Source organism: Variovorax sp. UC122_21 (genome assembly GCF_044056785.1).
Lineage (GTDB): Bacteria > Pseudomonadota > Gammaproteobacteria > Burkholderiales > Burkholderiaceae_C > Variovorax.
This window is the reverse complement of the sequence record NZ_CP172004.1, coordinates 3,535,152-3,550,493: the sequence shown is the minus strand read 5'-3', so window position 1 is coordinate 3,550,493 and position 15,342 is coordinate 3,535,152. Positions and strand designations below refer to the sequence as shown.

General features: G+C 71.8%; 12 protein-coding genes, 3 pseudogenes and 1 riboswitch. Of the genes and pseudogenes, 4 read left to right on the top strand and 11 right to left on the bottom strand.

Annotated features, from left to right (window positions below):
- Nucleotides 1-52 precede the first annotated feature (52 nt).
- From thiE to ACHMXE_RS29130, 4 genes and pseudogenes are all read right to left on the bottom strand, one after another.
- Nucleotides 53-1,010, bottom strand: a pseudogene (gene thiE / locus ACHMXE_RS29145) (thiamine phosphate synthase).
- 8 nt (nucleotides 1,011-1,018) lie between these two features.
- Nucleotides 1,019-1,834, bottom strand: a complete 816-nt coding sequence (locus tag ACHMXE_RS29140; protein WP_209540604.1) for a thiazole synthase — start codon at nucleotides 1,832-1,834, stop codon at nucleotides 1,019-1,021.
- A gap of 23 nt (nucleotides 1,835-1,857) precedes the next feature.
- On the bottom strand, nucleotides 1,858-2,055 hold the full coding sequence (gene thiS, locus ACHMXE_RS29135; RefSeq protein WP_057596681.1) for a sulfur carrier protein ThiS: 198 nt from the start codon (nucleotides 2,053-2,055) through the stop codon (nucleotides 1,858-1,860).
- 5 nt (nucleotides 2,056-2,060) lie between these two features.
- A pseudogene (locus tag ACHMXE_RS29130) lies at nucleotides 2,061-3,147 on the bottom strand (FAD-dependent oxidoreductase).
- A gap of 44 nt (nucleotides 3,148-3,191) precedes the next feature.
- Between ACHMXE_RS29130 and thiD the strand changes: the two are divergent.
- Entirely contained in the window at nucleotides 3,192-4,046 is an 855-nt protein-coding gene (gene thiD / locus ACHMXE_RS29125) for a bifunctional hydroxymethylpyrimidine kinase/phosphomethylpyrimidine kinase (protein WP_395347662.1), read from the top strand.
- On the opposite strand, the gene ACHMXE_RS29120 is transcribed toward thiD, so the two are convergent.
- Complete coding sequence (locus tag ACHMXE_RS29120) at nucleotides 3,985-5,325, bottom strand: purine-cytosine permease family protein (RefSeq protein ID WP_395347660.1); 1,341 nt, start codon at nucleotides 5,323-5,325, stop codon at nucleotides 3,985-3,987. The two genes, thiD and ACHMXE_RS29120, sit on opposite strands and share 62 nt — an antisense overlap.
- Nucleotides 5,326-5,401: 76 nt before the next feature.
- Nucleotides 5,402-5,504, bottom strand: a riboswitch (TPP riboswitch).
- Nucleotides 5,505-5,608: 104 nt separating this feature from the next.
- On the opposite strand from ACHMXE_RS29120, the gene ACHMXE_RS29115 reads away from it, so the two are divergent.
- Nucleotides 5,609-7,543, top strand: a complete 1,935-nt coding sequence (locus ACHMXE_RS29115; protein WP_395347659.1) for an adenylate/guanylate cyclase domain-containing protein — start codon at nucleotides 5,609-5,611, stop codon at nucleotides 7,541-7,543.
- Here the strand turns inward: ACHMXE_RS29115 and ACHMXE_RS29110 are convergent.
- The 3 genes from ACHMXE_RS29110 to ACHMXE_RS29100 are packed head-to-tail and all read right to left on the bottom strand — an operon-like array spanning nucleotide 7,540 to nucleotide 10,747.
- Nucleotides 7,540-8,514 (bottom strand): PDR/VanB family oxidoreductase, encoded by a 975-nt coding sequence (locus ACHMXE_RS29110; RefSeq protein ID WP_395347658.1) that lies wholly within the window; start codon nucleotides 8,512-8,514, stop codon nucleotides 7,540-7,542. The two genes, ACHMXE_RS29115 and ACHMXE_RS29110, sit on opposite strands and share 4 nt — an antisense overlap.
- On the bottom strand, nucleotides 8,511-9,749 hold the full coding sequence (locus ACHMXE_RS29105; RefSeq protein ID WP_395347657.1) for a Rieske 2Fe-2S domain-containing protein: 1,239 nt from the start codon (nucleotides 9,747-9,749) through the stop codon (nucleotides 8,511-8,513). Before ACHMXE_RS29105 ends, ACHMXE_RS29110 begins: the two co-directional genes overlap by 4 nt.
- Nucleotides 9,746-10,747 (bottom strand): Bug family tripartite tricarboxylate transporter substrate binding protein, encoded by a 1,002-nt coding sequence (locus ACHMXE_RS29100; RefSeq protein ID WP_395347656.1) that lies wholly within the window; start codon nucleotides 10,745-10,747, stop codon nucleotides 9,746-9,748. Before ACHMXE_RS29100 ends, ACHMXE_RS29105 begins: the two co-directional genes overlap by 4 nt.
- An 85-nt stretch (nucleotides 10,748-10,832) precedes the next feature.
- Between ACHMXE_RS29100 and ACHMXE_RS29095 the strand changes: the two genes are divergently transcribed.
- On the top strand, nucleotides 10,833-11,777 hold the full coding sequence (locus tag ACHMXE_RS29095) for a LysR family transcriptional regulator (RefSeq protein ID WP_208509285.1): 945 nt from the start codon (nucleotides 10,833-10,835) through the stop codon (nucleotides 11,775-11,777).
- Here ACHMXE_RS29095 and ACHMXE_RS29090 read toward each other — a convergent pair.
- Entirely contained in the window at nucleotides 11,764-12,513 is a 750-nt protein-coding gene (locus tag ACHMXE_RS29090; protein ID WP_395347655.1) for a TetR/AcrR family transcriptional regulator, read from the bottom strand. The two genes, ACHMXE_RS29095 and ACHMXE_RS29090, sit on opposite strands and share 14 nt — an antisense overlap.
- Before the next feature lie 121 nt (nucleotides 12,514-12,634).
- Here ACHMXE_RS29090 and ACHMXE_RS29085 point away from each other — a divergent pair.
- Nucleotides 12,635-13,940: pseudogene (locus tag ACHMXE_RS29085) on the top strand (aspartate aminotransferase family protein).
- Nucleotides 13,941-13,947: 7 nt separating this feature from the next.
- Here the strand turns inward: ACHMXE_RS29085 and ACHMXE_RS29080 are convergent.
- On the bottom strand, nucleotides 13,948-15,018 hold the full coding sequence (locus tag ACHMXE_RS29080; protein WP_395347654.1) for an NAD(P)/FAD-dependent oxidoreductase: 1,071 nt from the start codon (nucleotides 15,016-15,018) through the stop codon (nucleotides 13,948-13,950).
- Entirely contained in the window at nucleotides 14,976-15,305 is a 330-nt protein-coding gene (fdxA, locus tag ACHMXE_RS29075; protein WP_203205793.1) for a ferredoxin FdxA, read from the bottom strand. The genes ACHMXE_RS29080 and fdxA overlap by 43 nt, the downstream gene beginning before the upstream one ends.
- Nucleotides 15,306-15,342: the final 37 nt, after the last annotated feature.

Sequence of the window (15,342 nt, the reverse complement as noted above, 5' to 3'; positions counted from 1 at the left end):
GCGATGGGGGTGCGCGAAAGAAGAGGAGAGAGATGCGTCATTCGGTCGGGTTTCAGGGCTTCGCAGCCGATGCGGTGCGGTGGGCGTCGATGGCCGCCATCCATTGCGCGGCCGTGCCTTCGGGGTCCTCGGCGGCGACCAGCGCGCGCACCACGGCGACGGAGCCGACGCCGGTGGCGAGCACCTCGGGCAGGCGCAGCGCGTCGATGCCGCCGATGCCCACCTGCGGATAGCCGCGCAGCAATCGCGCATAGGCCGCGAGCCGCGCCACGCCTTGTGGCGCGGTCGCCATCTTCTTGAGCGTGGTCGGGTAGACCGCGCCCATCGCGATGTAGCTCGGGCTCACCGCATCGGCGCGCACCATCTCGGCATAGCCGTGCGTGCTGACGCCCAGGCGCAGGCCGGCGGCGTGGATCTGTTGCAGTTCCTCGGGCGCGAGCGCATCGAGGTCTTCCTGGCCCAGGTGCACGCCGTAGGCACGCGCCTCGATCGCCAGGCGCCAGTGGTCGTTGATGAACAGCAGCGCACCGGTGCCTTGCACGGCCTCGACGGCCGCGCGCACTTCGCGCGCCACGGCCTGTGCGTCCTCGGACTTGAAGCGCAGCTGCACCGTCGGCACGCCCGCGCGCGCCATGCGGCCGACCCCAGGCCGCATCGGGCAGCACCGCATAGAGGCCGAGCTGCTCGGGGCAGGGCGCGAAGGCGTTGTCGCGCGCCGCCGGCGGAAATTCGCGCAGGCCGAAATCGGCGGGCGCATCGGGCCAGCGCTGCGCATCGAAGCCGCCGAGGCGCTCGCTCTGCGCGCGCCAGGCGCGCGCGATGCATTCGGCGTCGATGTCGATGAAGCCGAGCGCGCCGCAGGCCTGCCGCGCGCCGCGGTAGATGGCGTCGTCGGCGCTGTAGGCGATGGCGGCCGCGGGGGCCGAGGTGGCGGCGCCGAAGCGCAGGCCATGCGCCGCGACGATCTCTTGCGCGACGCGCGCGCGGTCCGGTTGCTGTTCGTGGTTCATGGTGCCGCTCATCCCGCGTGATGCCAGAACGGCGTGCCCAGCACCGGCGTGCTGGCCTGCGCCGCATCCTGCGCGGCCATGGCACCGGCGCGGCGCGCGGCCCGGCCGGCCTGCACCGCGTCGGCGAAGGCACCGGCCATCGCGACCGGGTCCTGCGCGAGAGCGACGGCGGTGTTCAGCAGCACGCCGTCGAAGCCCCACTCCATCACCTGGCAGGCATGCGAGGGCAGGCCCAGTCCGGCGTCGACCAGCATCGGCACCTCGAGCCGGTCGCGCAGCACCTGCAGCGCATAGGGGTTGACCGGCCCGCGGCCGGTGCCGATCGGCGCGGCCCACGGCATCACGGCCTGGCAGCCGATGTCGACCAGCCGCTGGCACAGCACCAGGTCCTCGGTGCAGTAGGGCAGCACCTTGAAGCCGTCGCGGATCAGCTGCGAGGCGGCATCGACCAGGTTCAGCGTGTCTGGCTGCAGCGTGTAGTCGTCGCCGATCAGCTCGAGCTTGATCCACGGCGTGTCGAACAGCTCGCGCGCCATCTGCGCGGTGGCGACCACTTCCTGCACGCTGTGGCAGCCCGCGGTGTTGGGCAGCACCGGCACCTCGAGCCGGCGCAGCAGCTCCCAGAAGCCGTTGCCGAGCTCGCTGTTGCCCGAGCCCTGGTTGGCGGTCTGGCGCCGCAGCGAGGCCGTGAGCATCGCGGGCTTCGCGCGCTTCACGGCGGCCTCGAGCAGGTCGGGCGAGGGGTAGCGCGCGGTGCCCAGCAGCAGGCGGCTGTGGAAGGTCTCGCCGTAGAGCACCAGCGGGTCGTTCGGGGTCGTGGTCATCGGTCTTGTCTCCATCAATGCGTTCAGCCGCCCGTCACGGGGCGGATCACTTCGACGCGGTCGTCGGGCCGCAGCGCGCGCGCGGCATAGGCCGAGCGCGGCACGAACTCGCGGTTCACGGCCACCGCGAAAGGCGGCGTGGCATTCAGCGCGGCGAGGGCGTCGGTCAGCGTGGCGTGCTCGGGCAGCGCGAAGGGCTTGTCGTTGATCAGGATGTTCATCGTCGTCATGGGGTCTCCAGGCCGAAGCCTTGCGCGAGCGGCGAGCGGCCCTGCGCGAGCCACTCCATCGCGGCGTCGAGCAGCGCGGGCGCGATCATGAAACCGTGGCGGTACAGGCCGTTGATCTGCAGCACGCGCGGCCGCGGCTGGCGCAGCGCGGGCAGGTTGTCGGGCAGGGTGGGGCGGCACTGCGTCGCGATCTCGACGATGCGCGCCTCGGCGAAGCCGCTGTGCACCGCGTAGGCGGCACTCAGCAGCTCGAGCGTGGAGCGCACGCTCGCGGGCGACATGTCGTCCGATTCGATCTCGGTCGCGCCGATCACGAACAGGCCCTCGGGCTTGGGCGCGATGTAGAGCGGATAACGCGGATGCACGAGCCGCGTGGGCCGCGCCAGCGTCACGTCGGGCGCATGCACGCGGATCACCTCGCCACGCACGCCGCGCAGCGCGTTCCACTGCGGCCGGGCACCGAGGCCGCGGCAGTCGATCAGCCAATCGGGCTGGCCCGGCGAATCGGGAGCGAAGTCCTCGGGCGCGCGCGGCGACTGCCAGTGCAGCGTGACCTTGTCGTCGGCCTGCAAGGTCGCGAGCAACGCGGCCAGCAGCGCGCGGTTGTCGAGCTGGCCTTCGCCGGGCAGGAACAGGCCGCTGGCGAAGCGCCGGCCCAGCGAGGGTTCGAGCACCTCGATGCCCGCGCCATCGAGCGTGCGCATCGGCGCCAACTCGGGCACCTGCGTGCCGGTGTGGGCCAGCACGCGCGCGAGCCGCGCGGCCTCGTTCGCATCCTGCCGGTGCCACAGCACCAGCGTGCCTTCGCGCTGGAAGAACACCGGCCGCGCCAGCGGTGCGAGCAGCTCGGGCCAGCGCGACAGCGCGTGGTGGCCCATGCGCACCCAGTGGCACCGGTGCCACCGCCGACTCGGCGAGCGGCGCGAGCATGGCCGCGGCCACGCGCGCGGCCGCGCCTTCGGCCTCGGCGCTGCCGGCTTCGTAAAGGTCGACGCGGCAGCCGGCCCGCGCGAGCGTCACGGCCATCAGCCGGCCCATGAGGCCCGCGCCGAGGATCGCCGCCGATCGGAAGGGCAGGTTCATCGCGATGCTCCTCGGGCCTTCGAATCGCGTCGATAATTTTCGGCATGACCCAAGGACCCACCCAGCGCTATGCGCGCGTGCTCTCGATCGCCGGCTCCGACAGCGGCGGCGGCGCCGGCATCCAGGCCGATCTCAAGACCTTCGCGGCCCTCGGCTGCTACGGCATGACGGCCATCACCGCGCTCACCGCGCAGAACACGCTCGGCGTCACGGGCATCCACGGCGTGCCGCCGGCCTTCCTCAAGGCGCAGATCCAGGCCGTGGTCGAGGACATCGGCGTCGACGCGGTCAAGCTCGGCATGCTGCATGCGCCCGAGGTGGTCGAGGTCGTGGCCTGGGCCATCGACCACTACCGTCTGCCGAACGTGGTGCTCGACCCCGTGATGGTCGCCACCAGCGGCGATCGCCTGATCGCGGCCGAGACGGTGCAGGTGCTGGTGCGCGAGCTGTTCCCGCGCGCCGCGGTGGTCACACCCAACCTCGACGAGGCGGCCCTGCTGATCGGCCATGCGATCGACGGCATCGGCTCGCTCGACGGCGCGGCCGACGAGCTGCTGGCGCTCGGCGCGCGCGCCGTGCTGCTCAAGGGCGGCCACCTGCCGGGCAGCGAGGTGGTCGACGTGCTGTTGCAATCCAGTGGCGAACGCACGCGCCTGGCCTCGCGCCGCATCGAGAGCCGCAACCTGCACGGCACCGGCTGCACGCTGTCGTCGGCCATCGCCGCGCACCTGGCACTGGGCGCTGCGCTGCCCGAGGCGGTGGAGCGCGCGCGCGCCTACATCCTCGGCGCGATGGCGGCCGCTGTCGACGTGCAGGTCGGTGCCGGTCATGGCCCGCTCAACCACGGCTTTGCGCCAGTGCCGACGCAGCGCCTGCCGCTGCAGGCTTCGGCCGGCTGAGCCAGGCCAGCACGAAGGTCAGCGCCAGCGTCGGCAGCGCCGAGCCGAACTGCGGCGCCCATTTCGCGAGCGCGTGGTAGGCCGCGATGCCCGCGATCCAGATCAGCGCCGCCGCCAGGTCGACCTTGGGACGCGCGCCGGCCGGCGCCACCGCGCGGCCGCCGCCCAGCCGCCCGAGGATCACGCCGTAGAGCGGCACGAACACCGAGCTCAGCAGCAGCAGGAAGGGCTCGAGCGTGTGCATCGGCAGCACCAGCGCGAGCGCGATGCACAGCACGGCCAGCAGCAGGCCCCAGCGCTTCACGCTCCAGCGCGGCAGCAGGCTGTGGGTGGAGACCGAGCCCGAGTAGACGTCGCCATAGGCGTTGTCGAGCTCGTCGATCAGGATCAGGCCCAGCGCCACCAGCCCGCCCTGCGCCAGCAGCAGCGCCGTGACCAAGCTGGTGCCGGGCTCGGCCACGCTGACCACCATCACGCCCAGCGCATAGCACCAGATGTTGGCCAGCGCATAGCCGATCCAGGTGCCGCTGAAGGCGCTGCCGAGCCCGCCCGCGCTGCGCTTGCCGTGGCGCGCATAGTCGGCCACCAGCGGCAGCCACGACACCGGCATCGCGATCACGAGGTCGAGGGCGCCGAACATGCCCATGCTGCCGTCGCCCGGGCGCGACCAGAAGGGATCGAAGCCCTTGGCATGCAACTGCGTTGCGAATTGCCAGCTGAGCCACAGCAGCGACAGCACCACCAGCGGCAGCCCGAAGCGGCTCACGAAGCGCCGCACCAGCTTCACCATCGAGCCCGCGAGCAGCGCCAGCAGCACCGCGCCCCACAGCAGCGTGGTCGCCACGCCGCCCCAGGCACTGCCCAGCCATGGCCCGGCCACCGACTGGCCGATGGCCTGCGTGCCCTCGCGCATGATCACCAGCTCGAAGGTGGTCCAGCCCACCAGCTGCACGATGTTGAGCAACACCGGCAGCCGCGCGAAGGCGCTGCCGTAGGTGGCATGCATCAGGCCCGCGCTGGCCAGGCCGCTCTCGCAGCCCAGGCGCGCGGTCCAGGCCAGCAGCGCGGCGCCGAGGCACGAGCCCAGCGCGATCGCGATCGCCGCGTCGCGCGTGCCCACGGCCGGCACCAGGTAGGCGCCGATCTGCATCACCAGCAGGCCCACGCCCAGGCTGAACCAGAGCGAGGCATGGTCGTGCCAGCCGAAGACGCGCTGCGACGCCGGCAGCGGCGTCAGCGCCTCGTTGGCGAGAGGGTTCGATGTGTCGTCGTGTGCCATCCGTTTTGCTCCGGGCAAAAGGTTTGGCAGGTGGGCGAGGCTCCAGCGGCACGGCCGGCACGCGAGAGAACGTGACAGGCCGCCGGACCAGCTTCCCTGCGCGAGGATTACCTCAATCAGGTTCAAAGGGACTTTCTCAGCCGGGTCGGCAAGCCGACCCAACACCCCCTAGCGAGCCGCCATTTTAGGCCTGTCGCGGCGTACCGGGGGCATTCCGCGAAGTCCGGGACAATCCGCGCCACAACGAACGCGGGCGCGCACGAGCGCGCAGGAAGGGAATCACATGGCAGACGCTGCTCCATCCGCGGCCCCCACGGAAGCCGGCCGGCCACCCCCGGCCGCCAGCCGCATGCGGCGCTTCCGGGTCGATGTCGGCACCATCATCTGCGCCGTCGCGCTGGTGCAGTCGCTGCTGCTGGTGGCGCTGGGCTACTGGGGGGCGCAGCGGCTGGTGTCGCGCATCGGGGAGTCGGCGCACAAGGTCCACCACGACCGCATCGAGGACAACGTGCTGGCCTTCCTGGCCAAGACCCAGGCGGTGGTGCACGCCGTCGGCGAGTCGCCGAGCCTGCATCCGCTGGGCGAGGACGGCGAGCGCAGCGCCGAGCTGCTGTGGACCCTGCTCGAGGAAGCGACCGAGCTCGACAGCCTCGGCGTGGCCAGCGACGACGGCCACCTGCTGATGGCCGAGCGCTACCCGGTGTCGGCGATCCGCCAGGTGGTGCGCGATCCGGCCTTCAGCACCGAGACCTGGGAATACAAACGTCCGTTCGACGTCGAGGGCGGCGATCCGCGCCAGCGCTTCGCGACCACGCGCATCGAGTCCTTCCGCAGCGACCACGACGCCACCGAGCGCGCCTGGTTCCGCGAGGCGCTGGCGCGGAAGGCGCCGGTGTGGACGCCGCCGTTCCGTTTCGACGACGGCGAGGAACTCGGCGTGAGCTACGCCCAGCCGGCCGAGCGGCTCGACGACGAGGGGCACACGCCGCAGTCGCTGGTGGTGGTCGGCCACCTGTCGCTGGGCCACCTGTCGACGCTGGTGCGCCAGTTCGGCAGCCGCGGCCCCGGCGAGAGCGTGCTGTTGAGCGACGACCACCACGTGCTCGCGCGCAGCGACCATCCCGATCCCGTGCGCGAACTGCGCCTGCCCGAGGGCGGCGTGCTCGGCGCGGTGCATGCGTACATGCTGGCGCACGGCATCTCGGAGAACGTGGAGGACGAGAATTTCGTCGTCACCCACGCGGGCGAGCGCTACCGGGTCGAGTCCTCGCGCATCGGCCCCACGGGCTGGGAACTGATCAGCTGGGAGCCCGAATCGGTGCTGCTCGCCGGCGTGGAGCGCCTGGTGCGCTGGGGCCTGCTGCTGACCCTGGCCTTCCTGGTGTTCGCGCTCTTCGTCTCGCTGCGGCTGTCGAAGCTGGTGACCGCGCCGATCGAGAAGCTGTCGCACACCGCGCGCCGCATCGGCCGGCTCGAGCTCGACGATCTGCCGCAGCAGCAAAGCCGCGTGCTCGAGATCCAGCACCTGAACCAGGCGCTCGACGACTCCGCGCGCAGCCTGCGGGCCTTCAGCAAGTTCGTGCCGGTGCACCTGATCCGCCAGCTCGTCGCCGAGGGCCATGCGCTGGCACCCGGCGGTTCGCCGCGCCGCATCACCGCCATGTTCACCGACGTCGAGGGCTTCACCAGCATCGCCGAATCGCTGCCGGCCGACCTGCTGGTGCGCCAGCTCACCGAGTACTTCAACCTCGCGCAGCGCGTGTTCGCGCGCCATGGCGGCGTGGTCGACAAGTACATGGGCGACGGCATCATGGTGCTGTGGGGCGCGCCGCTCGAGCTGCCCGATGCCGAGTACCGCGCCTGCCTGGCCGCGCTCGAGCTGCATGCCGAGATGGCCGAGCTCAACCGCCGCTGGCAGGCCGAGGGGCTGCAGCCCTTCCACACGCGCATCGGCATGCACACCGGCGTGGTGATCGCCGGCGTGCTCGGGTCCAGCGACCGGCTCTCCTACACCGCGCTCGGCGACGTGATCAACGCCGCGAGCCGTATCGAGGGCAGCAACAAGGACCTGGGCACGCGCACGCTGATGTCCGACACCACGCACGAGGGGCTCGCGGGGCGGCTGCCCACGCGCCGCATCGAGGAGCAGGTGACGCTGCGCGGCCGGCAGACGCGCATGGTGCTGCACGAACTGCTCGAGGAGAAAGAAGCGCCCTAGAGATCGAGCACCAGCCGCGGCGAACGCGCGCGCGAGCAGCAGGGCAGGAACTGGTCGTTGGCGGCCTGCTCGGCGGGCGTGAGGAAGAGGTCGTGGTGCGCGATCTCGCCCTCGAGCACGCGCGTGAGGCAGGTGCCGCAGACGCCCTGGGCGCAGGACACCGGGATCTCGATGCCCTCGGCCGCGAGCGCGTCCACCACGCTGAGCGCGGCCGGCACGCGCACCACGCGGCCGCTGCTGCGCAGCTGCACCTCGAAGCTTCCGGCCTGCTCGACGGGCGGCGGCGCGCCCGTGAAGCATTCGAAATGCACGCGCTCCTCGGGCCAGCCGAGCGCGCAGGCGGTGGCGCGCACCGCTTCGATGAAGCCGTTCGGCCCGCAGACGTAGAGATGGCGCCCTGGCACCGGCGCGCCGATGGTGGCGGCCAGGTCGATGCGTTGCGCGGGCGGGCCATCGTCGTCGTGGAAGAAGACCCGGTCGGCGAAGGTCTCCGCCCGCAGCCGCGCACGATACGCCGCACGTGGCGCGCTGCGGCTGCAGCAGTGCAGCGCGAAGTCGCGGCCCAGCGCTGCGAGCCGGTGCGCCATCGCGAGCAGCGGCGTGATGCCGATGCCGCCGGCCAGCAGCAGGCTGTGGCCAGCCGCTTCGTCGAGCGCGAACAGATTGCGCGGTGCGCCGACCTGCAGCAGCGTGCCCTCGGTCACCGCCTCGTGCAGCGCGCGTGAGCCGCCGCGCGATGCCGCCTCGCGCAGCACGCCGATCTCGTAGTGGCCGGGCGCCTGCGCGGGCGGGTTGCACAGCGAGTAGGGCCGCACCAGGCCACCGGGCAGCAGCACTTCGATGTGCGCGCCGGCCTCGAAGGGCGGCAGCGCGCCGCCGTCGGCGGCCTCGAGCCGGAAGCCCGCGATGCCTTCGGCCTCGATCGTCTTGCGCGCGACGCGCACCGCGATGCGTTCGACGGCCGCGCTCATTCGCCCTGCAGGAAGTTGCCGGCCTCGAAGCGCACCGGCGGCGCGTCGGCGTCGAAGCTCACGCCGGCCGGGTCGCGGCCTTCGCGCAGCGCGTCGAGCTGGCGCTGCAGCAGCCGGCGCAGCATCACGATGCCGCGGTCGGAACTCGCCAAGTGCTCCTCCGAATGCGCGGTGATCGCGCCCTGGCTCACCTGGGCCTCGTAGTCGCCGGGAAAGCGGCGGTGCTCCTCCTCGCTGAGTTCTTCCCACAGCTTGCCGTTGAGGCGCGAGCGCACCCGCGCGAGATCGCCGGGCTCCTTCACCCGGCCCACGGTGTAGATGCGGAAGCTGTGGTCGTCGATCGGCAGCACCCAGCCGATCGACTCGACCCGGCCATAGGCCGCCACGCGCGGGTTCGGCACCACGCGCAGGGTCGGCAGCACCGGCCCGGCCACGCGGCGGAACACGCGGCCGTCCTCGAGGCGGCGGATCGAGGTGATCATCACGCCGGTCTCGGTGCTCTCGAAGTTCACCTCGGGCATCTGGCCCATCAGCGCCACGAACTGGGTGCCGCTGAAGCTGCCGTGCAGCACCGGCACGTGGAAGGGGTCGGCCACGTTCTCGTAGTGCTGCAGCCAGTTGCAGGGAACGATCCGCGGCCCGCCGCCGCCGATGCTGTTGTCGTCGGCCTCGAGCGTCTCGCCCTCGTCGAGCACCTCCAGGCAGTCGTAGCGCGGCAGCACCGGCTTCTTCTCGGCCGGGCCGAGGTAGGCCCAGACCAGGCCGTAGCGCTCCTCGACCGGGTACCAGGGCTGGCGCACGCGGCCGCGGGTGCGCGCGCCGCCGTCGGGCTCGCAGGGCTGGTCGACGCAGTGGCCCTGCACGTCGAACATCCAGCCGTGGTAGCAGCAGCGGATGCCGCCTTCCTCCACGCGGCCGTAGTAGAGCGAGGCGCCGCGGTGGGCGCAGCGCCAGTGCACCAGGCCGGGCCGGCCGCTCTTGTCGCGGAACAGGATCAGGTCCTCGCCGAGCACGCGCACCTGGCGCGGCGTGTCGGTGGCATCGGCGGCCAGCCCGATCGGATGCCAGTAGCGCCGCAGCAGCTCGCCGATTGGCGTGCCGGCGCCGACCTCGGTCAGCTCGGCCTTGTGGCTCGGCGGCTTGCGGCCGTAGGCGGTGCCGGTGTCGAACGCGACCGGCTGCCATTCGGCAGCGGCTGGAGAAGAGGAAGAGGAGGAGGGAAGGACGGTGCTCATTCGGGGGTGACTCCTGCGGCCTTGATCAGGTCCGCGACACGGGGGAAATCGGCTTTCTGGCCGGCGCGGAACTCGGCCGGCGTGCTGCCCAGCGGCTCGAAGCCGAAGCCGGCCAGCCGCTCCTGCACGTCGGGCTGGCGCGTGACCGCCTGCAGCGCGGCGACCCATTCGTCGATCATGGGCTGCGGCGTTTTCGCGGGCGCGTAGACGCCGATCCAGCTGTCGAGGTCGAAGCCCGCGAAGCCCTGCTCGGCGAAGGTCGGCACCTCGGGCATCGAGCGCACGCGGCGCCGGCCCGTGATGCCCAGCACCTTGATGCGGCCGGCCTGCGCCAGCCCGCGCGCGGTGGCCGGGTTGGCCCAGGCCACGCCCAGCGCCTCGCCGAACAGGTCGTTGTGCGCGGCCGCCTCGGCCTTGTAGGGCACGTGGATCAGGTCGATGCCGGCCTGGCGCGCGAGCAGCTCGCCGAACAGGTGAGCGTTCGAGCCGTTGCCCCAGGTGCCGTAGCTGATGCCGCGGTGCGCCTTGGCGTAGGCGACGAACTCGCGCACGTTCGAGAACGGCGCCGAGGCGCGCGCGATCAGCATCGGCCCGCCGGTCGCGAGCTGCGACAGCGGCTCGAAGTCCCTCACCGGGTCGTAGGGCAGGCGCGGCTGCAGCACCACGTTGTTGATGTGCGTGAGCGGCAGCGTCAGCAGCACCGTGTAGCCGTCGGGTGCCGCCTTGGCGACCGCGTCGGCCGCGATGGTGCCGCTCGCGCCGGGCCGGGGTTCGACGATCACCGGCTGGTTCCAGCGCGCCTTGAGCTTGTCGGCGTAGATGCGCGCGATCGAGTCCATCGGCCCGCCGCCCGAGCCGAAGGGGATGATGCGCACCACGCGGGTGGGAAAGCTGGGTGGGCTCGCCTGCGCGAAGGCCGGGCCGGCGGCGCCGGCCATGACGGCGCCGAGAAGGCCGAGCGCGCGTCGGCGCGTCGGCTGGGGTCGCAACGGATTCATCGTGTCTCCAGGTCGTGCTGTACTTGTGGGCCCGACGATAAGTACCGCCCGTGCCCCGGGCAATTCGAAGCTTTGGATATGAGATATGGCCCGACGTGATATCCGCAGCCTCGATGTCGGCATGCTGCGGACCTTCGATGCGCTGATGCGCGAGCGCAGCGTGTCGCGCGCGGCAACGCGCCTGTTCCTGAGCCAGCCCGCGGTGAGCGCCTCGCTCAACCGGCTGCGCGAGACCTTCGACGACCCGCTGTTCACGCGCACCGCGCACGGCGTGCAGCCGACCGCGCGCGCCACCGCGCTCGCGGGCCAGGTCGAGCGCGTGCTGGCCGACCTGTCGGCCATGCTCGAGCCCGACGACCGCTTCCAGCCCGAGCATTCGCAGCGCATCTTCCGCATCTCGGGCGGCGACTACGCGAGCCACCTGCTGCTGCCGCGGCTGGCCAACGAGCTCGTGGCCTGCGGCTCGCGCGTGCGGCTGTACTGGGAGACCAGTTCCTTCCTCACGCTGACCGAGCGGCTGCGCAAGGGCGACTTCGACGTCGCCGTGCTGCCGCGGCTGCAGCCGCCGAGCGACTGCGAATCGGCGCTGCTCTACGAGGACCGCTACGTGGTCGCGGTGCGCCGCGGCCATCCGACCCTGGGCGAGGCCGCCTCGCTCGACGACTTCTGCGCCGCGCCGCATGTGTTCCTGGGCTACGGCAGCTCGGCGCTCGACGACCTGATCGACCAGGTGCTCGCGCGCCAGGGCCGCCAGCGCAGCATGAGCGTGGCCATGACCAGCTTCGGCCAGATCGTCGACCTGCTGGCGCAGACCGACCACGTGGCGGTGATGCCGCTGCGCGTGGCCGCGCGCTTCGACGCGCTGCTCGCGGTGCATCCGCTGCCCTTCGAGCTGCAGGGCTACCGCTCGGTCGTGTGCTGGAACCGGCGCTCGAATTCCGACGCCGGCGTGCTGTGGCTCAAGGACGCGCTGCTGCGCATCGGGCGCGAGGCCGATGCGGTGCCGATGCCCGTGCCTACGTCGGCCTGACGCGCCGCGCGAAGGCCTCGAGGCCGTCGATGGTCATCTGGACATGGCGCTCGAAGCTGCTGTCGAGCGGCACGGTGCTGCCGTTGTCCCAGCGCACGATGAAGGCGCGGTTGGCCAGCAGCGGCAGGTTGCGCGAGAGCACCGGGTGGTCGAGCGGGCGGATGGTGTGGACGCGTTCGCGCAGCTCCTCGGCCCAGGTCTGCGTGTTGTCCGAGGGCAGCGGCGAGAACTCCATCGTGAGGAAGCCCAGCATCGCCGCGATCGTGCAGTTGTAGGCCTCGCGCAGCGGCTCGCCCTCGAAGCCGGCCTCGGTCAGCGCCGTGAGCACGCCCTCGACCAGCGCGGTCGGCAGGCTGCCGTTGGACACCAGCTGCGCGCCCAGCAGCTGCGCGACGTTGGGATGGCGCCGCACGGCCGCGCGGCAGCGGCGGAACAGCTCGGCGATCCAGGCCTGCCAGTCCGGCTGAGTGGCATCGGCGGGCGGCGCCACGTCGGCCATGACCGCGGCCGCGACCTCGGCCAGCAGCGCCTCGCGCGAGCTCACGTGCCAGTGCACCGTGGCCGGATAGACGCCGAGCCGCGCCGCCACTTCGCGCAGGCTGAAGGCGCCGAGGCCGGCCTCGTCGATCAGCGCCAGCGCGACCTCGGCGATCCGGCCCCTGGTCAGCGCGGCGCCGCCCGCGGGGCGGCCGGCGGTGCGGGGCGGGGGGGCGGCTTTCTTGCGCGCGGTGGTCATCGGGTGGGTGCCATTGTTCAGTCGGTGAATTGATTGTATAAACATCGGAAAATTGAGCATAGAACAATTAATGCTGAGCCGAGCGCCAATTCCAGCCGTCCCACCCTTTCCAGGAGCCGCCATGACCCTTGCCCCCATCGACCACGCCCTGGCCGAGGCGCACCGCCGCTTTATCGAGGCCAACCCCGCCAGCCGGCGCCAGTTCGAGGCCGAATGCCGAGTCCATGCCCGGCGGCAACACGCGCTCGGTGCTGTTCTACGCGCCGTTCCCGCTGACCATCGCGCGCGGCGAGGGGGCTGCGCTGTGGGACGCCGACGGCCACCGCTATGTCGACTTCATCGCCGAGTACACGGCCGGGGTCTACGGTCACTCGGCGCCCGAGATCCGCGAGGCCGTGATCGAGGCGATGCAGGGCGGCGTCAACCTCACGGGCCACAACCTGCTCGAGGGCCGGCTGGCGCGGACCATCCGCGAGCGCTTCCCGCAGGTCGAGCAGCTGCGCTTCACCAACTCGGGCACCGAGGCCAACCTGATGGCGCTCACGGCCGCGCTGCACTTCACGGGGCGGCGCCGCATCGTGGTGTTCTCGGGCGGCTACCACGGCGGCGTGCTGGGCTTCGGCGACCAGCCCTTGCCCACCACCGTGCCCTTCGACTTCCTCGTGCTGCCCTACAACGACGCCGAGACGGCGCGCGCCCGCATCGCCGAGCAGGCCTCGCAGATCGCGGCCGTGCTGGTCGAGCCGATGCAGGGCGCGGCCGGCTGCATCCCGGGGCAGGCCGATTTCCTGCAGGCGCTGCGCGAGGCGGCCACGGCGGCCGGCGCGCTGCTGATCTTCGACGAGGTCATGACCTCGCGCCTGGGCCCGCGCGGCCTGGCCAACCAGCTGGGCATCCGCGCCGACCTCACGACGCTGGGCAAGTACATCGGCGGCGGCATGTCCTTCGGCGCCTTCGGCGGTCGCGCCGACGTGATGGCGCAGTTCGACCCGCGCACCGGCGCGCTCGCGCACTCGGGCACCTTCAACAACAACGTGATGACCATGGCGGCCGGCCAGGCGGGCCTCACGCAGCTGTTCACGCCCGAGGCGGCCGGCGCGCTGGCCGAGCGCGGCGAGGCGCTGCGCGCGCGGCTCAACGCGCTGGGCGCGAAGGAGGGCGTGGCGCTGCAGTTCACGGGCGTGGGCTCGCTGATGAACGCGCATTTCCTGCAGGGCGAGGTGCGGCGCGTGGCCGATCTCGCGGCGGTCGACGGGCGGCTGCGCCAGCTGCTGTTCTTCCACCTGCTGAACGCGGGCATCTACACCTCGCCGCGCGGTTTCGTGGTGCTGTCGCTGCCGCTCGGCGACGCCGACATCGAGCGCTACGTGGGGGCTATCGGCGGCTTCATCGCCGAGTACCGCGCGTTGTTGCCCGCGCTGGGCTGAACGCGGCTCAGGCCTTGCCGGCCACGCCCAGCAGCTCGTGCAGCCGGGTGCTGGTGGTCGTGTACTGCAGCGGGATCGCCTTGCCCGGGAACACCAGGGCCGCGGCGCCCCAGGCGGCCAGCGTGGCCTCATGGAAGCCGCAGACGATCAGCTTCTTCTTGCCCGGGTAGGTGTTGATGTCGCCGACCGCGAACACGCCGGCTTCGCGCGTCTGGTACTTCTCGGTGTCGACCGGCACCTGCTTGCGCTCGAGCTCGAAGCCCCAGTCGGCGATCGGCCCGAGGCGCGGCGAGATGCCGAGGCAGGCGACCAGCGCGTCGAGCGGCAGCTCGACCGTGCTGGCATCGGGCGTGGCGATGCGCAGCACGTGGCCGTCGAAGCCGCTGGGCTGGCCGACCTGGAAGCCCAGCCGGCCCTCGGCCACCAGCGCGCGCATCGCGGCCACCGTGGCCTCGTCGGCCTGGAAGCCGTCGCGCCGGTGCACCAGCGTGACCTGCCTGGCGATGGCCGTCAGCGCGATCGCGGTTTCGAGCGCCGTGTCGTCACCGCCGTTGACCACCACGGCTTGCCCCGCGAAGCGGTCGAGCGAATCGGGGTGATAGAACAGCGATTGGCCCTCGAAGCGGCCGATGTCTTCCAGCGCGATGCGCTTGGGCACGAAGGCGCCGACGCCGGCCGCGATGAACACCGTCTTCGCGAGGAAGCGGTGGCCGGCCGAGGTGCCCAGCAGCAGCCGCTGGTCGGCCTGGCGCTCGAGCGTGGCGACCTGCTCGCCGAAATGGAAGACCGGCTCGAACGGCGCCACCTGCGCCAACAGCGACTGCGCGAGCTCGCGCCCGCTGGTCACCGGGGTGCCGGGAATGTCATAGATCGGCTTGTGGCCGTACAGCGCCACGCACTGGCCGCCCGCGGCGGGCAGCGCATCGACGATGTGGCAGGAGATCTCGAGCAGGCCGAGCTGGAAGGCCTGGAACAGCCCCACCGGGCCGGCGCCGATGATCAGGGCGTCGGTCTCGATGGGGGCGGGGGACTGGCTCAGCGCACCAGCTCCGAGATCTTGCCGGCCTTGTCCTTCCACTCGTCGGCGTCGGGCAGGGCGGGCTTGCGCTTGGTGATGCTCTTCCAGCCGTCGGCCTGGGCCAGCTCGGCATTGAGCTTGATGAAGGCGATCTGGTCGGCCGGCAGGTCTTCCTCGGCGAAGATCGCGTTGGCCGGGCACTCGGGGATGCAGACCGCGCAATCGATGCATTCGTCCGGGTCGATCACCAGCATGTTGGGACCTTCGCGGAAGCAGTCGACGGGGCAAACGTCCACGCAGTCGGTGTATTTGCAACGGATGCAGGCTTCGGAGACGACGTGGGTCATTTGGCGTTGTATGCGTTCTGTGGTCGGGAAAAACCCT

Coding starts and splice junctions, on each gene's coding strand:
- thiD (WP_395347662.1), top strand. CDS start 3,192: ATGACCCAAGGACCCACCCAGCGCTATGCGCGCGTGCTCTCGATCGCC.
- ACHMXE_RS29115 (WP_395347659.1), top strand. CDS start 5,609: ATGGCAGACGCTGCTCCATCCGCGGCCCCCACGGAAGCCGGCCGGCCA.
- ACHMXE_RS29100 (WP_395347656.1), bottom strand. CDS start 10,747: ATGAATCCGTTGCGACCCCAGCCGACGCGCCGACGCGCGCTCGGCCTT.
- ACHMXE_RS29090 (WP_395347655.1), bottom strand. CDS start 12,513: ATGACCACCGCGCGCAAGAAAGCCGCCCCCCCGCCCCGCACCGCCGGC.
- thiS (WP_057596681.1), bottom strand. CDS start 2,055: ATGAACATCCTGATCAACGACAAGCCCTTCGCGCTGCCCGAGCACGCC.
- fdxA (WP_203205793.1), bottom strand. CDS start 15,305: ATGACCCACGTCGTCTCCGAAGCCTGCATCCGTTGCAAATACACCGAC.
- ACHMXE_RS29095 (WP_208509285.1), top strand. CDS start 10,833: ATGGCCCGACGTGATATCCGCAGCCTCGATGTCGGCATGCTGCGGACC.
- ACHMXE_RS29140 (WP_209540604.1), bottom strand. CDS start 1,834: ATGACCACGACCCCGAACGACCCGCTGGTGCTCTACGGCGAGACCTTC.
- ACHMXE_RS29110 (WP_395347658.1), bottom strand. CDS start 8,514: ATGAGCGCGGCCGTCGAACGCATCGCGGTGCGCGTCGCGCGCAAGACG.
- ACHMXE_RS29105 (WP_395347657.1), bottom strand. CDS start 9,749: ATGAGCACCGTCCTTCCCTCCTCCTCTTCCTCTTCTCCAGCCGCTGCC.
- ACHMXE_RS29120 (WP_395347660.1), bottom strand. CDS start 5,325: ATGGCACACGACGACACATCGAACCCTCTCGCCAACGAGGCGCTGACG.